Source organism: Hydrogenophaga flava NBRC 102514, assembly GCF_001571145.1.
GTDB lineage: Bacteria > Pseudomonadota > Gammaproteobacteria > Burkholderiales > Burkholderiaceae_C > Hydrogenophaga > Hydrogenophaga flava.
Genome location: NZ_BCTF01000001.1, coordinates 306,926 through 322,893, shown reverse-complemented (window position 1 = coordinate 322,893; position 15,968 = coordinate 306,926). Strand labels below are relative to the sequence as shown.

General features: G+C 67.1%; 13 protein-coding genes. 6 read left to right on the top strand and 7 right to left on the bottom strand.

Annotation, left to right across the window (positions count from 1 at the left end; all coding sequences use genetic code 11):
- Nucleotides 1-13: 13 nt before the first annotated feature.
- The 3 genes from HFL01S_RS01525 to HFL01S_RS01515 are packed head-to-tail and all read right to left on the bottom strand — an operon-like array spanning nucleotide 14 to nucleotide 5,830.
- Nucleotides 14-499, bottom strand: a complete 486-nt coding sequence (locus HFL01S_RS01525; protein ID WP_066253626.1) for a response regulator — start codon at nucleotides 497-499, stop codon at nucleotides 14-16.
- Nucleotides 496-4,275 carry a PAS domain-containing sensor histidine kinase gene (locus HFL01S_RS01520; RefSeq protein ID WP_066253624.1) on the bottom strand — a complete coding sequence of 1,260 codons (3,780 nt, stop codon included), beginning with the start codon at nucleotides 4,273-4,275 and terminating at the stop codon, nucleotides 496-498. Before HFL01S_RS01520 ends, HFL01S_RS01525 begins: the two co-directional genes overlap by 4 nt.
- Nucleotides 4,276-4,327: 52 nt before the next feature.
- The gene (locus tag HFL01S_RS01515) at nucleotides 4,328-5,830 is read right to left on the bottom strand and encodes an FAD-linked oxidase C-terminal domain-containing protein (RefSeq protein WP_066253819.1); all 1,503 of its coding nucleotides are present in this window, start codon (nucleotides 5,828-5,830) and stop codon (nucleotides 4,328-4,330) included.
- Nucleotides 5,831-6,025: 195 nt separating this feature from the next.
- On the opposite strand from HFL01S_RS01515, the gene HFL01S_RS01510 reads away from it, so the two are divergent.
- Nucleotides 6,026-6,454: an Hsp20/alpha crystallin family protein gene (locus HFL01S_RS01510; protein ID WP_066253622.1), complete on the top strand. Its 429-nt coding sequence runs from the start codon at nucleotides 6,026-6,028 to the stop codon at nucleotides 6,452-6,454.
- Here HFL01S_RS01510 and HFL01S_RS01505 read toward each other — a convergent pair whose 3' ends face one another.
- Together HFL01S_RS01505 and purU are read right to left on the bottom strand one after the other, a co-directional pair.
- Nucleotides 6,455-7,324 (bottom strand): LysR substrate-binding domain-containing protein, encoded by an 870-nt coding sequence (locus tag HFL01S_RS01505; protein ID WP_066253618.1) that lies wholly within the window; start codon nucleotides 7,322-7,324, stop codon nucleotides 6,455-6,457. It lies immediately after the preceding gene.
- A gap of 2 nt (nucleotides 7,325-7,326) precedes the next feature.
- Nucleotides 7,327-8,175, bottom strand: coding sequence for a formyltetrahydrofolate deformylase (gene purU, locus HFL01S_RS01500; protein ID WP_066253615.1), 849 nt, complete (start codon nucleotides 8,173-8,175; stop codon nucleotides 7,327-7,329).
- A gap of 140 nt (nucleotides 8,176-8,315) precedes the next feature.
- Here purU and HFL01S_RS01495 point away from each other — a divergent pair, with 140 nt between their 5' ends.
- From HFL01S_RS01495 to HFL01S_RS01480, 4 genes are read left to right on the top strand one after another with little or no spacing between them, the layout of a single operon-like run.
- Nucleotides 8,316-9,830, top strand: coding sequence for a rhodanese-like domain-containing protein (locus tag HFL01S_RS01495; protein ID WP_066253612.1), 1,515 nt, complete (start codon nucleotides 8,316-8,318; stop codon nucleotides 9,828-9,830).
- A gap of 42 nt (nucleotides 9,831-9,872) precedes the next feature.
- Nucleotides 9,873-11,213 (top strand): omega-aminotransferase AptA, encoded by a 1,341-nt coding sequence (gene aptA / locus HFL01S_RS01490; protein WP_066253609.1) that lies wholly within the window; start codon nucleotides 9,873-9,875, stop codon nucleotides 11,211-11,213.
- Nucleotides 11,214-11,249: 36 nt separating this feature from the next.
- Nucleotides 11,250-12,332, top strand: a complete 1,083-nt coding sequence (locus HFL01S_RS01485) for an SPFH and helix-turn-helix domain-containing protein (RefSeq protein WP_066253606.1) — start codon at nucleotides 11,250-11,252, stop codon at nucleotides 12,330-12,332.
- Between the two features lie 11 nt (nucleotides 12,333-12,343).
- Nucleotides 12,344-13,411: a hypothetical protein gene (locus HFL01S_RS01480; protein WP_066253604.1), complete on the top strand. Its 1,068-nt coding sequence runs from the start codon at nucleotides 12,344-12,346 to the stop codon at nucleotides 13,409-13,411.
- Between the two features lie 23 nt (nucleotides 13,412-13,434).
- On the opposite strand, the gene HFL01S_RS01475 is transcribed toward HFL01S_RS01480, so the two are convergent.
- On the bottom strand, nucleotides 13,435-14,262 hold the full coding sequence (locus HFL01S_RS01475) for a ChaN family lipoprotein (protein ID WP_066253600.1): 828 nt from the start codon (nucleotides 14,260-14,262) through the stop codon (nucleotides 13,435-13,437).
- A gap of 69 nt (nucleotides 14,263-14,331) precedes the next feature.
- Between HFL01S_RS01475 and HFL01S_RS01470 the strand changes: the two genes are divergently transcribed.
- Nucleotides 14,332-15,435 (top strand): AbrB family transcriptional regulator, encoded by a 1,104-nt coding sequence (locus HFL01S_RS01470; RefSeq protein ID WP_245644714.1) that lies wholly within the window; start codon nucleotides 14,332-14,334, stop codon nucleotides 15,433-15,435.
- 142 nt (nucleotides 15,436-15,577) lie between these two features.
- Here the strand turns inward: HFL01S_RS01470 and HFL01S_RS01465 are convergent, their stop codons facing one another.
- Nucleotides 15,578-15,862: a BTH_I0359 family protein gene (locus tag HFL01S_RS01465; RefSeq protein WP_066253592.1), complete on the bottom strand. Its 285-nt coding sequence runs from the start codon at nucleotides 15,860-15,862 to the stop codon at nucleotides 15,578-15,580.
- Nucleotides 15,863-15,968: the final 106 nt, after the last annotated feature.

Here is a 15,968-nt window from a genome sequence, read left to right as displayed (position 1 = left end):
GCAGGCCCCGCGGTCAGTGCAGGTCGCCGAACGAGGTGGAGCGCACGCCGGCGCTGGGGGATTGCGGTGCGGTCTGGTTGATGTTGATCCAGAACTCGCAGACGTGTTTCATCGCACTGAGGAACTGCGCAAATTCCGTGGGTTTGGCGATGTAGGCGTTGGTGCCAGCTTCGTAGGCGCGCTGCAGGTCGCTGGGCTCGGTGGACGAGGTCAGCACCACCACAGGAATGTTGTGCAGGGTGTCCGAACCCTTGATTTCCTTGAGCACGCCGATGCCGTCGAGCAGGGGCATCTTCAGGTCCAGCAACACCAGCACGGGATTGCCGCCCGGACGGTCGGCGAAGTCGTCGCGCCGGTACAGGTAGTCCAGCGCCTGCATGCCGTCGGAGACGTGGGTCACGCGCCCGTCGAGTCCATGGCGGGCCAGCGCCAGTTTGGTCAGTTCTGCGTCGTCCGGGTTGTCCTCGACCAGCAGGATGGCTTCAGCGTTCTTGTTCATGGTTCCAGGACCGAAGGTATGGAGTCGTGCGACGAGTCTGATGGGCTGCAGCCTTCAAAAGGCAGCGAGAAGTGGAACGTGCTGCCTTCACCCTGTTGGCTCTCGGCCCAAATGCTACCACCGTGGCGTTCGAGAATGCGTCGGGTGAGCGCCAGCCCTATGCCGGTGCCCTCGAATTCCGAGGCCCGGTGCAGGCGCTGGAAAACGCCGAACAGCTTCTGCGCGTACTTGGTGTCGAACCCGACACCGTTGTCCTTGACGTAGAAGGTGTAGCCCACGGCGGGGTCGACGCTCCAGCCGACCTCGATGCGGGCGCGTTCGCGGGGGCGGGTGTACTTGAAGGCATTGCCCAGCAGGTTGGCCCAGACCTCGCGCAGCAGCAGCGCGTCGCCCTGGACCACCGGCAGGTCGGGTGCCACGACCCAGTCGACCACGCGGCCTTCGGTGTCGTGCGCGATCTGGCTGACCACCGCCTCGACCAGCATGGTGAAGTCCACGGGCATCACGTTGACCGCCGAGCGGCCCAGGCGCGAGAACGCCAGCAGGCCGTCGATGAGCTGGCTCATGTGGCGCGCCGAGTTGCCGATGGTGCCCAGGTAGCGCTGTGTGGTGTCGTCGCCCTTGTCGGCCAGGTGCTCTTCCAGCAGGCTCACGAAGCTGGAGATGTGGCGCAGCGGTGAGCGCAGGTCGTGCGAGACCGAATAGGAGAAGGACTCCAGGTCCTTGTTGGCGGCCAGCAGCTGTTCGGTGCGCTCGACGACCCGGTTCTCCAGCTCGTCGTTGATGTTGCGCATCAGGTCGTCCAGCCGCTTGGCGTCGGTCATGTCGCGGCTGATCTTGGAGAAGCCGCGCAGCTCGCCGCTGTCGTCCCGCAGCGCGATCAGGATCGAGTGGGCCCAGTAGCGCGAGCCGTCCTTGCGCGTTTGCCAGGTGTGCAGCTCGTGCTGGCCCCGCGAAGCCGCCATGCGCAGCATCTGAGCGGCGATGTTCGATGCCTCGTCCGGGTTGTCCGGCTGCAGCAGCTTGGCGTAGTGCTGCCCGAGCATCTCGGAGGGCGAGTAGCCCTCCATGCGCTGGGCGCTGTCGGTCCAGTCGGTGATGCAGCCCTGGGCGTCCAGAAAATAGATGCTGTAGTCGCGCAGGTTGTCCGCCATCAGGCGGAAGCGCTGCTCGCTCTCCAGCAGCTCCATCGACCGTTCGCGGATCCGCATCTCCAGCTCGTCGTTGAGCTGGTTCACGCGTTCCTCGATGCGCTTGCGTTCGGTGATGTCGATGATCTGGACGGTGATGCCCTGCACCAGGCCTTCGTAGATGTCTGGCAGCAGGGTGGCCCGGATGTAGAGGTCCTCGCCGCTCACGGTCCGCCGCCAGGCCTCGTAGTGCTGGACCTGTCCGTCCAGGGCTGCCTGGTACCAGGGCTGGACCTCCTGCCAGATGGCGGCCGGCAGGCACTCGCTGATGTGCAGTCCGAGGATGCGTGCCGGGTCCAGACCATAGAGGCGGCGGTGCTCCTCGTTGGCGAACCGGAACCTGAGCATGGCGTCCAGGTAGGCGATCACGCCGGGAACATGGTTGGTCACCGTCTGCAGGAAGCGCTGGTTCTCGCGCAGCGCCAGTTCGGCCTGCCTGCGCTGGGTGATGTCCACCACCGTGGTGTTGCTGCGCAGGAAGCGCCCCTGCTCGTCGCGCACGGCCGCAGAGGACAGCAGCGCGTGGAACACCGAGCCGTCCTTGCGGCGCATCTCGTATTCGGCGCCGGCCAGCACCCCTTCACGGATCAGCCGCGCCATGCGGTCTTCCAGCAGCGGCACACGCGAGGGCAGGACCACATCGCGGTAGCTCAGCCGGCCGATGACCTCGTCGCGCTCGTAGCCCAGCCACTGCAGCTCGGTGTCGTTGATCGACTCGTACACGCCGTCGGCATTGAGCGAGTGGTAGCCGCAGGGCGCCTGGTTGTAGAGCGCCTGCGCCTGCTGCAGGGCATCGGCCAGCTGCAGGTTGGTGCTCTGCACACGGTCCTCCGAGGCCTTGCGCTCGGTGATGTCGACCATCTGGATGATCAGTCCCTGCACCTGACCGTTCTCAACGTACGGCGTGTACTCGATGCTCGCGTAGAACTCGTGGCCGTCCGGGAAGCGGCGCAAGCCTTCGAAGTGCTGGGGCTCGCCGCGCATCGCGGCTTCCAGTCGCGCGCCGGCTGTTGCAAAGTCTTCGGGCCTGGCGATGTCGCGCAGGTGCAGACCAATCAGGCTGGCCGACTCGGAACCCAGCCAGCGGGCGTAGCTGGCGTTGGCAAAGCGGCAGATCAGATCGTGGTCGTAGAACGCCAGCTGCACGGGCACCGTGTTGGTGACCGTCTGCAGGAAGTTGCGCTGCGCCTGCAGGGCGTGTTCGGCCAGCTTGCGCGCCGAGATGTCCACCAGGGTGTTGTTGGTGCGGACGAACCGTCCCTGCTCATCGACCACGGCCGTACTGCTGAGCAGTGCCACGAAGGTCGAGCCGTCGCGACGGCGCAGGCCCAGTTCGGTCGACTCCAGCTTTTCACCACGCATCAGGCGCTGCAGCCGGTCTTTGATCATCGGCAGGTCCGCCTGGAGCACGTGTTCGCGGAAGGTCATCTTGCCGATGACTTCCTCCCGGGTGTATCCCAGCCAGTCCAGCTCGGTCTGGTTGATCAGGACGAAGATGCCGTTGGCGTCCACCGAGTGGTAGCCGCAAGGGGCTTTGTCGTAGAGCGTCTGGGCGTCCTGCAGCGTCTGCCGAAGCCGTGCGTTGACCGCCGCCAGCTGGCTGGTCCGTTCCTGCACGCGGGTTTCCAGCTCGCTGTTGAGCTGCCGGATCTGGTGCTGCTGTTCGTAGGTCTCGGAGATGTCGCGCGACACGGCCAGCAGCATCACCGGCTGGCCATCGCTGTCGGTGATCGGTGAGACCACGGTGTCCCACCACCTGGACGAGCCCTTGAACGTGTTGCCGAAGGCCACAAAGCGTGCGCTGCCGGCGCTGCGCGCCTGGTCGAGCGCCGAGCGAGCGAGGTTCCGACCGTCTTCGGGCCACCAGGTGGTCCAGTCGCTGCCCCGGACCTGCTCAAAATCATCGACCTCCACCAGCTCGCAGCCGCGGGCGGTCATCTGCAGCACGCGGCCCTGCAGGTCGAGCACCTTGGTGCAGTCCGGGCTGCTGGCAATGATCTGGCGGTTGAGCTCGTCCTTGATGCGGGCTTCCGCTTCCAGCTTGCGCAGCTGGCTGACATCCTGCACGAAACCCAGCTGACTGCTCAGTCGGCCCTGGTCGTCGAACTGGGGCATGTTGCGTGCCACCAGGTGGGTGATGGTCTCGCTGCCCGGACGGATGATGCGGAACTCCAGACTGGTGGCCTTGGCGCTGGCCACGTCCTCGCTCCAGTGCTTCTGCACCGTTGCCAGGTCGTCCGGATGCACGCAGCGCATCCATCCGAAATCGGTGAACTCCTGCTGCGGCAGACCAAAGATCTGCTGCAGCATCGGATCGACCTGCTGCAGCTTGCCCTTCGCATCGATGCGGAACATGCCGATCGGGAAGACGTTGTTGAGCGCCGCAAGAATCGTGCTGTAGGGGTCCGACGATTCGCTGTGCGCGCCGTTGTCCGGTCCGGCCAATGGGGTGTGGCGCCGCAGCTGGGCGAGTTCGGCGCGCAGGGCCTGCACCTCGGCTTCGAGCGCGCGCTCGCGATCAGACGCCTTCTGTTCGTCAGGTGTCTTTCTGGCTTTGTTCCCAGGGAAGGGGTGGATTGCGCTCATCGCAGACCCACTTTACCGCAGGGGGGCGCAGCCGAGATGTGAAATCTGACCGTCAGAACCGGGGCAAATCCGGGTGACTGATCTGGCCTCCGCGCACCAGCATCTTTCCGTATTCGGCACAACGTTGCAGGGTTGGAATCACTTTGCCGGGGTTCAGTAGCTCTTTGGTATCAAAGGCGCGTTTGACGGCGAACATCTGTGCGTTTTCCTCAGCGGAAAACTGAACGCACATGCTGTTGACTTTTTCCACACCCACGCCGTGTTCGCCCGTCACCGTGCCACCCATGGCGACGCTGGTTTCCAGGATGTCGGCGCCAAACAGCTCGCAGCGGTGCAACTGGTCGGGGTCGTTGGCATCGAACAGGATCAGCGGGTGCAGGTTGCCATCACCCGCGTGGAACACGTTGGCGCAGCGCAGTCCGTATTTCTTCTCCATGTCGCCGATGGCGATCAGGATGTCGGCCAGGCGCTTGCGCGGGATGGTCGAGTCCATGCACATGTAGTCGGGGCTGATGCGGCCGCTGGCCGGGAAGGCGTTCTTGCGGCCGCTCCAGAAGCGCAGGCGCTCGGCCTCGTCGCGGCTCACGGCGATGGCGGTGGCGCCGCAGCCGCGCAGCACCGCGCTCATGCGGCCGATCTCTTCCTCCACCTCTTCGGGCGTGCCGTCGCTCTCGCACAGCAGGATGGCGGCGGCGTTCAGGTCGTAGCCGGCCTTGACGAAGTCTTCCACCGCGGCGGTCATGGGCTTGTCCATCATCTCCAGCCCGGCCGGGATGATGCCGGCCGCGATGACCGAGGCCACCGCGTCGCCGGCCTTCTGGATGTCGTCGAAGCTGGCCATGATGCAGCGCGCCAGCTGGGGCTTGGGCACCAGCTTGACCACCACCTCGGTCACGACCGCCAGCATGCCCTCGCTGCCGATCACCAGCGACAGCAGGTCCAGGCCCGGCGTGTCCAGCGTGGTGCCGCCGAAGGTGACGGGTTCGCCTTCTACGGTGAAGCCGCGGACCTGCAGCACGTTGTGCACCGTCAGGCCGTACTTCAGGCAGTGCACGCCACCGGAGTTCTCGGCCACGTTGCCGCCGATGGTGCAGGCGATCTGGCTGCTCGGGTCGGGCGCGTAGTACAGGCCGTGCGGCGCGGCGGCTTCGCTGATGGCGAGGTTGCGCACACCGGCCTGGACCACGGCGGTGCGCGAGCGGGCGTCGACCAACAGGATGCGGTTGAACTTGGCCAGCGACAGCGTCACGCCCATCGCATGCGGCATGGCACCGCCGGACAGGCCGGTGCCAGCGCCGCGCGCCACCACCGGCACATTCAGCGCGTGGCAGGCCTTGAGCACAGCCGACACCTGGGCTTCGGTCTCGGGCAGGGCCACCACCAGCGGCCGCTGGCGGTAGGCGGTGAGGCCGTCGCATTCGTAGGGCACGGTGTCTTCGGCCTGCCACAGCAGGGCGTGGGCGGGCAGCACGGCCTGCAGGGCGCGCACCACCTCGGCCTGGCGCGCGGCGCGCTCGGCGCGGGTGACTTCGACGGGAGCGGTGGGGGCGTTCATGCGCGGCAGTGTACGGCTGGCCGCCCGCTTGTGCATTGAAGAAACTTGCAGCCCGACGTGAGAGGACTTGAGCGGTTTTGACGTGCGTCAAACACCAGGGGACTTGAAAAGCGCCGAATCCGAATCCATCTGTCTGGCACGGGAGCGGCGATGACCAGTCCCCCGAATGCACCACCACCCTCAGGAGTGAACGCCATGAACCATCTGATCGCACGCACCGGCCTGTTTGACGACTTCTTCAAGGACGTCGCCCCCGGTTTTTATGTCCGCCCGCTGCACGGCGACAACCTGCCCTCGCCCTCGCAGATCAAGATCGACGTGAAGGAAACCCCGTCGGCCTACACCGTGGTGGCCGAGGTGCCGGGTGTGGCCAAGGAAGACATCCACGTGACCGTCGAAGGCAGCGTGGTGACACTGCGCGCCGAGATCAAGCAGCAGGACAGCCAGACCCAGGACGAGAAGGTGCTGCGCACCGAGCGCTACTACGGCGCCGTGGCCCGCAGCTTCCAGCTGGCCACCGACATCGACAACGAGAAGTCGAAGGCGAAGTACGAGAACGGTGTGCTGACGCTGACGCTGCCGAAGAAGCTGGCGCTGGCTGGTCAGCGGTTGAACGTCGAGTGATCAGCTGAGCGAGTTGCGCAGCCACTCGGCGAAGGCGGCGCACTCCCAGCGGTCCATGGTGCCGGTTCGCCAGCACAGGTAGTGCGCGTGCGGGCTGGGCACATGGCGCGGGTAGAGCGGCACCAGCGTGCCGTTTTCCAGCCAGGGCGCGGCCAGCTTCATGCGCACCAGGGCAATGCCCATGCCGACTGCAGCGGCGTCGCACATCAGGCCGATGTCATTGAACTGCGAGCCGTCCACCGGCTCGGGCCAGTCCAGATCGTGTGCTGCGAACCAGGTGCGCCAGGGTTCCAGCGGGCTGCGCAGCAGCGGTTCGCCCTCCAGGTCCTGCGGCGCCTCGAACGGGCCGTGCTCGCGCACGAACGTCGGTGAGGCCAGCGGCGTGACCTCGTCCTTCATCAGGCACACGTGTTCCACGTCGGCGTAACGTCCGGTGCCGAAGCGGACCATCAGGTCCGCGTCCTCGGCCACCACGTCCAGCAGCGGGATGCTGACCTGCAGCGTCAGGTCGATCTCGGGGTAGGCGTCGGAAAACTGCTTGAGGCGCGGCAGCAGGATGGAGCGCGCAAAGGTCGGCGTGACCGCCAGCCGCAGCTTGCGCCGGCCCGGTGAGGCGGCGCTGCTGGGAAACTTCTGCAGCGAGGCCAGGCCCTCGCGCACCTGCGCCAGGTACTCGCTGCCCTCGGTGGTCAATGAAAAATCCGCCCGCCCGAACAGCTTGGTGCCCAGGATCTGTTCGAGCTGCTTGATGCGGTGGCTCACCGCGCTCGGCGTCACGCACAGCTCGTCCGCCGTCTGCGTCACGCTGCGCAGGCGCGCCAGCGCTTCAAACGTCAGCAGACACTGGATGGGCGGAATGCGGATGGTCATGCTTACTTAAAAACCACGGTCTTGTGGCCGTTCAGCAGCACGCGGTGCTCGCTGTGCCACTTCACCGCGCGCGCCAGCACCTGGCTCTCGGTGTCGCGGCCCAGGGCGGTGAGGTCTTCCACCGTGTCGGTGTGGTCCACGCGGGCCACGTCCTGCTCGATGATCGGGCCCTCGTCCAGATCCGCGGTTACGTAGTGGGCGGTGGCACCGATGAGCTTCACGCCGCGGTCGTGCGCCTGGTAGTACGGCTTGGCGCCCTTGAAGCTGGGCAGGAAGCTGTGGTGGATGTTGATGGCCTGGCCCGAGAGCTCGCGGCACAGCGTGTCCGACAGGATCTGCATGTAGCGCGCCAGCACCACCAGCTCGGCGCCTTCGCTGCGGATCACCTCCAGCTGCTTCGCTTCGGCCTGCGCCTTGGTGGCGGCCGTCAGCGGAATGTGGTGGAAGGGCACGTTGTAGCTGGCGGCCAGCTGGTAGAAGTCGCGGTGGTTGCTGACAATGGCGCGGATGTCCAGCCGCAGCAGGCCGCTCTTCCAGCGGAACAGCAGGTCGTTCAGGCAGTGGCCTTCCTTGCTCACGAAGATGACCGTCTTCATCGGCTCGGCCAGCGGGTTCAGGCTCCAGCGCATGGCAAACGGCTCGGCGAACGCCGCCAGGTGCGTGCGCAGCTCGTCCTGCGTCAGCGTTGCGCAGGTGAACTGGACACGCATGAAGAACAGGCCGGTGCCGTGGTCGTTGTACTGGGCGGCTTCTTCGATGTTGCCGCCGCGCTCCAGCAGGAAACCCGAGACGGCGTGCACGATGCCGGGACGGTCCTGGCAGGAGAGGGTGAGAACGTAGGTGTGGATCATGGTCGGCCGGATTGTCGCAGGGTGGCCGATGGTCCATATGGTGAAATCCCGGGCGTCAGAAAGCAATGAGCGATGGAGGGGCGGCGGTGGTGCATCAGGTGTTTGGTGGGTGGAAAGGGTGGCTGGCCGGGGTGTGCTTGATGGCGCACCTGGCGGCGGGGGCCATGACCCTGGAGCGGGTGGGGGACACGCTGTACGCGACTGGGGAGGTGGGCGGCGACGACTTCCGGTTGTTCAAGGCGCAGCTGGAGCAGCCAGGGCTGCGGCGGCTGGTCCTGGTGGATTCGCCGGGTGGCGACTACTGGACCGCCCTGACGGTCGGAGAGGCCGTCAGACGCGCGGCGCTGGACACGGTGGCGGTGGGTCGGTGCATGTCGGCCTGCTCCGTGTTGTTTGTGGCAGGTAGGACCCGCAGTTTTGGAACGGGCCGGGTCCCAGGCAACAGCCTGCTGGGCGTTCACGGAGGCTACGAGGCCGATTCAGGGCGACAAGCCTTTGGTGCCGGGACCGCCCTCTATGCGTTTTTCCGCCGCCAGCTTGGTGAGGCGATGAACGACGGCGTGATCAACGAGGCGATCTACGGGTTCAAGCAGTCCCATGGGCTTCTGGTCCTGCGCGACATCGAGCGCAACCCGGCCCAGGCCAGCCAGGCGGCGCTGTGCCTCAACGTGTTCCAGCCCGCTACCTGCAAGGTGCAGGCAGGCAAGGATGCGTTCACCCTCGGGCTGGTGACGCAGCGCGAGACGGTTCCGATCGACCTGCCGGCGTCGATGCAGCTGCAGCTCAGGCACTTTGGCCAAGAGGTGAAAGACACTCCTTTCGATCTGGCGACCTGGGAGCAAGCGGTCCGGCCGGTGATGTGTCCCAAAGGCAACTGTCCGGGGGTGGACCAGTTCTTCAAGACCTTCGCGGCCGCGCCCCAGCACAAGGCCATCGCATGGGACGAAGGAGTGTCCGGCGGACCCATGACACGGGCGCACGTCAGCGGTGGGGCCAGCAGCCCGGAGGTGGCCATGGCCCGTGCGCTGCTGGGGTGCAACCAGCGCAACGGCCAGCCCAGGCTGTGCCGCCCGCTGGTGCTGGACGACCAGGACCTCCGCCCTCTGTTCGAGCGGCAGGCGCAGCAGACGCGGGAGGCCCTGGCGCAGCTGCCGCCCCCCTCTGCCTCGGCCCTGGCGGAGGAAAAGGGCGACTTCTGCAGCGGCGAAGCGTCGAAGCGCAAAGCGATGGAAGAAGAGGCCTACGACACCGCCGCACCTTGCACGCTGCGCGGTGTGGAGCGCATCGACACGGCGGCGCTGGCGCGGATGCTTCAGGAAGTCAAACGCCCGATCTTGGTGGACGTGTCGCCCGACCACGGCATGGTGCCCGGAGCGTTTGCCCTGCTGGGCGCCGGGGTCGCCTTCGACGACGCCAAGCAGGAGGCGGCCGTCCACCAGCGGTTCGAAGGGCTGATCCGGGCCGCCGCCCCCGATCCGACACAGCCGTTGGTGTTCTACGGCGGCGCACGGGCAGGCTGGCTGTCGGCGAACGCGGCGCTGCGGGCGGTGCAGGCCGGCTACACGCAGGTCTACTGGTACCGCGGTGGCCTGCCGGCGTGGACGGCGGCGGGATTGCCGACGGTGGGCAAAGTGGCCCTGGGCGTGGTGTACTGAACTGGTATCGTGTTCCGCTTTTCCCCTGCCCCGGAGACGCCCATGGCCTACAACGACTTCCGCATGGACAACCAGTGGTTGCCCTTCACGCCCAATCGTGCTTTCCAGAAGGACCCGCGCGTCTTTGTGGGCGCCGACGGCATGTACTTCACCACGCACGACGGCCGCCAGATCATCGACGGCATTTCCAGCCTGTGGTGCGTGGGCGCGGGCCACAACCGCAAGGCCATCAACGAGGCGATCAAGCAGCAGCTCGACACGCTGGACTATTCGACCGCTTTCAGCGTCAGCAACGACAAGGCCTTCCGCGCCGCCGAGATGATCGCGGCCATGGCACCCGGTGACCTGAACAAGGTGCTGTTCTGCAACTCGGGCTCTGAAGCAGCCGACACCTCGCTCAAGGTGGCGCTGGCCTACCACCGCGCGCGCGGTGAAGGCCACCGCAACCTCTTCATCGGCCGCGAGCGCGGTTACCACGGTGTCAACTTCGGTGGTATGAGCGTGGGCGGCATTCCGGCCAACCGCAAGGTGTACGGCACCTCGTTGCTGCCGCGCGTGGACCACCTGCGCTTCATCCACGACCCGGTCAACCACGCCTACATCCACAACCAGGAACCGGTGTGGAACGAGGACATCCTGCTGGAGCTGGAAAACCGCATCCTGCCCCTGCACGACCCGAGCAACGTGGCGGCGGTCATCGTCGAGCCGGTGGCCGGCAGCGCGGGCTGGTACATCCCGCCCCAGGGTTACCTGAAACGGCTCAGAGAGATTTGCGACAAGCACGGCATCCTGCTGATCTTCGACGAGGTCATCACCGGCTTCGGCCGTCTGGGCACGCCTTTTGCCTCCGACTACTACGGCGTGCAGCCCGACATGCTGAACTTCGCCAAGGCGGTGACCAACGGCGTCATCCCCATGGGCGGCGTGGTCTGCAGCGACCGCATCTACAACGCCATGATGGGCGCCCACGGCAGCGCGCCGGAGCACGCCATCGAGTTCTTCCACGGCTACACCTACAGCGGCCACCCGGTGGCCTGCGCGGCGGCCATTGCCACGCTGGCGCTGTTCCAGCAGGAAAACCTGTTCGCCCGCGCTGGCGAGATGGGCCCGGTGCTGGGAGACGCCGCCCACAGCGCGATCAAGGGCTTGCCCAACGTCATCAGCATCCGCAGCCTGGGCCTGGCGGTCGGCGTGGAGCTGGCCTCGATCCCCGGTCTCCCGGGCAAGCGGGCCTACGACATCTTCCTGGACTGCTACCACCGCGGCGTGCTGGTGCGCAACGCGGGCGAAAACCTCGTCTTCGCACCGCCCTACATCGTGGAACGCGAGCAGATTGATACCATGGTCAACGTGCTGGCCGACGCGATCAAACGCCACGCCTGACACCCGTCCACCCTTTCCGCTGCAAGGAGGCTCCGCATGGCCATCATGGATTTCCTGAACCGCCAGTTCATCGACGTCATCGAGTGGGTCGACGACTCCCGCGATACGTTGTCGTACCGCTTCCCGGACGACGACAAGCAGATCAAGAACGAGGCCCAGCTGATCGTTCGCGAAAGCCAGGTGGCGCAGTTCGTCTACGTCGGCCAGTTTGCCGACACGCTGGGGCCGGGCCGCCACACGCTCAAGACCGAGAACATCCCGATCTTGTCGGACCTGCTGGGCTGGAAGTACAAGTTCCAGACGCCGTTCAAGGCCGACGTCTACTACGTCATCACGCGCGTCTTCACCGGCAACAAGTGGGGCACGTCCAACCCGGTGATGATGCGCGACGCCGACTTCGGCGTGGTGCGCATGCGCGCCTTCGGCACCTACGACTTCAAGATCGTCGACCCGGTCAAGTTCCTCAAGGAAGTCGCGGGCACCGACCACCACTTCCGGCTGGACGAGTTCAACGACGTGATGCGCTCGCGCCTGGTCAGCGTGTTCAGCGAGACCCTGGCCAAGGCCAAGGTGCCTGCGCTGGACGTGGCCACGCGCTACAGCGAGCTGGGCGAGGCGCTGCTGGAGCCGATCAACGTCGCCACGCGCGAGAAGTACGGCATCGAACTCACCGCGTTCGTGGTGGAAAACGTGTCGGTGCCGCCCGAGCTGGAGCAGGCGATCGACAAACGCGGCTCCATGACCGCCATCGGCAACCTCAACGACTACATCAAATACAACATGGGCAACGCCCTGGCCGAAGGCAAGGCGGGCACCGCCGGCATCGGCGCCGAGCTGGCGGCCGGCCTGGCCATGGGCCAGTCGATGATGCAGGGCATGGCCGGTGGTGCGGCGCAGGCGCCGTCGATGCCGGGCCTGGTGCCCCAGGCCCCCGCGGCGGCGACCGCCCCGGTGTCGGCGCCCATCGCGCTGATGACGCCCGAGCAGGTGGCCGAGGCCCTGGGCGTGAGTCCGGCCGACGTGCTGCAGGAGCTGGAGGCGGGCAACCTCGAGGGCCGCAAGATCGGCAGCCAGTGGCGCGTGCCGCAGGCGGCCTTGGACGACTTCCTCAAGGGCTGACCCGCAGGCGCATGCAACTGAGCGAAGTCACCGCGCGCCAGAAGCTGGCCTGTCCGGCCTGCGGCGGCGAGGCGCAGTGGAACCCGGCGAAGAAGGCGCTGATCTGCGCCTACTGCGGCACCGAGTCGCCCTACGAGGTCCAGGCCGATGGCGAGATCGTTGAGCACGACCTGGTCGCGGCGTTGCAGTCGATCCCGCAGAGCGCGCGTGGCTGGCAGGACCAGCGCCGGCCCGTGCGCTGCCAGCACTGCCAGGCGATCAGCACCTTCACCAACGCCCAGCAGGGCAAGGCCTGCGATTTCTGCGGCTCGACGGCGCTGGTCGAGTTCGAGGAAACCGGCGACATCATCCGGCCCGAGAGCCTGCTGCCCTTCGACGTCAGCGAACCGAGTGCACGCGACAAGCTGCGCAGCTGGTACAAGTCGCGCTTCTGGGCGCCCAACAACCTCGGTGGCAAGGCGCTCACCGACACCGTCAAGGGGGTCTACCTGCCGTACTGGACCTTCGACGCCGAGGTCAGCGCGCGCTACACGGCCGAGGGCGGAGAGTATTACCAGAACCAGAAAGGCGAGCGGCAGGTCCGCTGGTTTCCGGTCAGCGGCCAGGTGCGGCACTTCTTCGACGACACCCTGGTCTGCGGCTCGCGCGGGGTGCACCCGCGGCTGGTGGAGGCGGTCGAACCGTTTCCCACCGCGTCCGAGCGCCTCAAACCCTACGACCCGGGCTACCTCAGCGGCTGGACGGTGGAGCGCTACCAGCTCGACCTGGTGGCCGCTGCCCAGCGCGGGCGCGAACGCATGGTCGCGGCGATCCGCCAGATGTGCGCGCAGGACATCCGCGCCGACACCCACCGCAACCTGCAGGTGGCACCGAGCTTCGACCGCCAGACCTTCAAGCACGTGCTGCTGCCGGTCTGGCTGGTGGGCTACCGCTACGGCGCGAAGGACTACCAGGTGGTGGTGAACGGCGCCACCGGGCAGGTCGCAGGCGAGTACCCCAAGAGCTGGGTCAAGATCGCGCTGGCGGTGATCGCCGGGTTGATCCTGCTCTACATCCTGATGTCGCTCGAAGGAAGCTGAGCGCCGGGTGGCGCGTTGCCGGCTCAGCGGCCCATCTGCTGCCGCATCTCGGCGCAATGGTCCTGGGTGGGCCTTGGCGGCGTCACCCACTGGCGGTCGGCCACGGCCGGATCGGCCGGCCCGGCCACCTCGCCGGCCAGCGCCATCACCACGCGGTGCGGCTGCCCGGCGGGCAGGTGGTGCGGCACCCCCAGGTCGCGCTGCACGTGGCCGTTGCCCGCGATCAGCAGCACCGTGCGTCCCGGCTGGAGCGCGTCCACGGCGGTCCGGGCCATGGCACGGTCGCGGGCAATCTGGATGCGGGTCATCGGTGCGATCTGGGTGTCGGGCAGCAGCTGGCAGTGGCCGTCGCGGATCGCCTCGCGCTGCCGCTGCAGGGCTGGCGCGGGCAGCGTGCCGTCCAGGGTGGCATCGGCCATGGCGGTGCGCATCCCGGCACGGGGCAGGTTGCCGCCCAGCACCTGCACCCCGGCGCGCACCGCCGACAGGACGGTCGGGCCGTACACAGCCCAGGGCCAGGCGCCCGTGTTGCGCTCGCCGGTCCAGTCCAGCGCCTCCCGCACCTGGGCCTCGCTGGCATCGGGCGGCAGGCGGCGGGTGTCCCGGCCCTGTTCGACCATCTCCAGCACCAGCGCGCCCAGTTCGCCGCGAGCGGCCAGCTGCTGCACGGTGTCGCGCTGCAGGGCCTGGTGTTCGGGTGCGTCGTGCTGCTCCCCGACCAGGAGCAAGGGCGTGGGCAGCAGGCCCCGGAGGTCCGCCGCGACCCGGGGCATGGCGCTGCAGGCTCCGAGCACCAATGCCATCAAAGCAGCGGAGAAGCGGCGGACGATGACAGCGGGTCGACAGATCATGGTCCGATACTACGCGTCCTGCTGTTGTTGTGTCGGCGCCTTGTCGGCGGCCTTGTCGGTGCCCTGTCCGTGTTGCCCGTTCCCGATCCTGAGGCCCCGACCACCCGGGGCACCCCCTTCGTCCTTCGTGTCTTGCTGACCCTGGTGCTGGCCTTCGGGGCGGCGCGCCTGTGCGTCTGGCTGAACACGCCCATCCCCTGGATGCTGGGGCCCCTGCTGGCGACCGCACTGGTGTCGGTGTTCGGTGCGCCCACGGCGAGCTGGATTCCACTGCGCAACGGCGGCCAGTGGGTGATCGGCGCCGCGCTCGGCCTGTACTTCACGCCAGCGGTCGGGGTGCTGGTGGTCGGGCTCTGGTGGGCGATCGCCCTGGGCATCGTGTGGGCGCTGGCACTGGGCTTGGGGTTCGGTGTCTGGCTGCGGCGTGTCCATGCGCAGCAGCTCGCACATCTGAGCCCGGCGCAGCTGCGCAGCACCACCTATTTCGCCGGTGCGATCGGCGGGGCCTCCGAGATGACCCTGATCGCGGAGCGCCATGGCGCACGCACCGACCTGGTGGCGGCAGCCCACAGCCTGCGCGTGCTGCTCGTCACCGTGACCATCCCTTTCGCCATGCAGGCCTGGGGCGTGTCCGGTCTGGAGCCGGCGCCCCCCGGCGCGCGCGCCGTGGACATCGCGGGACTGGCCCAGCTGGGCGGCCTGACCCTGGCGGGCATTCTGGTCATGCGCCGGCTGGGCCGGGCCAACCCCTGGTTCATGGGGGCCCTGGTGGCCACCATGGTGCTGGCGCTCAGCGGCGTGACGCTGTCGGCAATCCCGCCCGCGCTCAGCGCCGCGGCGCAGCTGGTGATCGGTGTGAGCCTGGGAGTGCGCTTCACGCCGGCCTTCGTGCACACCGCGCCGCGCTGGCTGGGTTCGGTGGCGCTGGCCAGCCTGTTCATGATGGCGGTGTGCGCCGGCTTCGCCTGGCTGCTGTCCCTGATGACGGGGCTGCACCCGGCCACGATGGTGCTAGGCACCTCGCCCGGGGGCATCGCCGAAATGTCCATCACCGCCAAGGTGCTGCAGCTGGGCGTGCCCATGGTGACCGCGTTCCAGGTCTGCCGCCTGGTGGCGGTGCTGATCCTGGCTGAGCCGGTGTACCGGTGGTGGATCGCGAGACAGAAGGACTGAATACCCCAAAAACGAAGCCCGGCAGGTGCCGGGCTTTTGGAGAGAAGGGCTTGAGTCCAGGCTGCGGTGGAACCGGCTTCGCCGGGCCACTCGCATCGCCCCCTGGGGGTGACGCGCCGCAGGCGCGGCGCGGGGGGAGCCTTCAGTGCATCACCACCGGCATCTGGGCCAGCGAAGCGTAGCCTTCGAGCGTGTCTTCCACCTCTTCCTGAGACGGGGTGTTCTGCTGCCAGGCCTGGATCTGTTCCTGGAACATCTCGGCCCACGAGCCGTCGAGGTAGACCTCTTTGCCCGAACGCTTGTCGACGATTTCAAAACCGTGGCGGGGAATCTGCGGGCCCAGGAGGCGCTGCGCTTCGGCATCTTCCGGCGCGTTGGCCAGGATGTGGACCACCGCAAAGGCATCGGAGTCGTAGAGCATGTGCATGGCTGTATTTCCTTCCACAGGGCGAAACGGTGCGCCTGTTGTCACTTATATCGGCAATTCGTCGCCGGGCTTCAGGCCTGTTGCAGTTTTAGATGGTCCTGTGGGC

Bases quoted from the DNA above. Each gene is read 5' to 3' on its own strand.
- HFL01S_RS01525 (WP_066253626.1), bottom strand. From the start codon at position 499: ATGAACAAGAACGCTGAAGCCATCCTGCTGGTCGAGGACAACCCGGAC.
- HFL01S_RS01520 (WP_066253624.1), bottom strand. From the start codon at position 4,275: ATGAGCGCAATCCACCCCTTCCCTGGGAACAAAGCCAGAAAGACACCT.
- HFL01S_RS01515 (WP_066253819.1), bottom strand. From the start codon at position 5,830: ATGAACGCCCCCACCGCTCCCGTCGAAGTCACCCGCGCCGAGCGCGCC.
- HFL01S_RS01510 (WP_066253622.1), top strand. From the start codon at position 6,026: ATGAACCATCTGATCGCACGCACCGGCCTGTTTGACGACTTCTTCAAG.
- HFL01S_RS01505 (WP_066253618.1), bottom strand. From the start codon at position 7,324: ATGACCATCCGCATTCCGCCCATCCAGTGTCTGCTGACGTTTGAAGCG.
- purU (WP_066253615.1), bottom strand. From the start codon at position 8,175: ATGATCCACACCTACGTTCTCACCCTCTCCTGCCAGGACCGTCCCGGC.
- HFL01S_RS01495 (WP_066253612.1), top strand. From the start codon at position 8,316: ATGGCGCACCTGGCGGCGGGGGCCATGACCCTGGAGCGGGTGGGGGAC.
- aptA (WP_066253609.1), top strand. From the start codon at position 9,873: ATGGCCTACAACGACTTCCGCATGGACAACCAGTGGTTGCCCTTCACG.
- HFL01S_RS01485 (WP_066253606.1), top strand. From the start codon at position 11,250: ATGGCCATCATGGATTTCCTGAACCGCCAGTTCATCGACGTCATCGAG.
- HFL01S_RS01480 (WP_066253604.1), top strand. From the start codon at position 12,344: ATGCAACTGAGCGAAGTCACCGCGCGCCAGAAGCTGGCCTGTCCGGCC.
- HFL01S_RS01475 (WP_066253600.1), bottom strand. From the start codon at position 14,262: ATGATCTGTCGACCCGCTGTCATCGTCCGCCGCTTCTCCGCTGCTTTG.
- HFL01S_RS01465 (WP_066253592.1), bottom strand. From the start codon at position 15,862: ATGCACATGCTCTACGACTCCGATGCCTTTGCGGTGGTCCACATCCTG.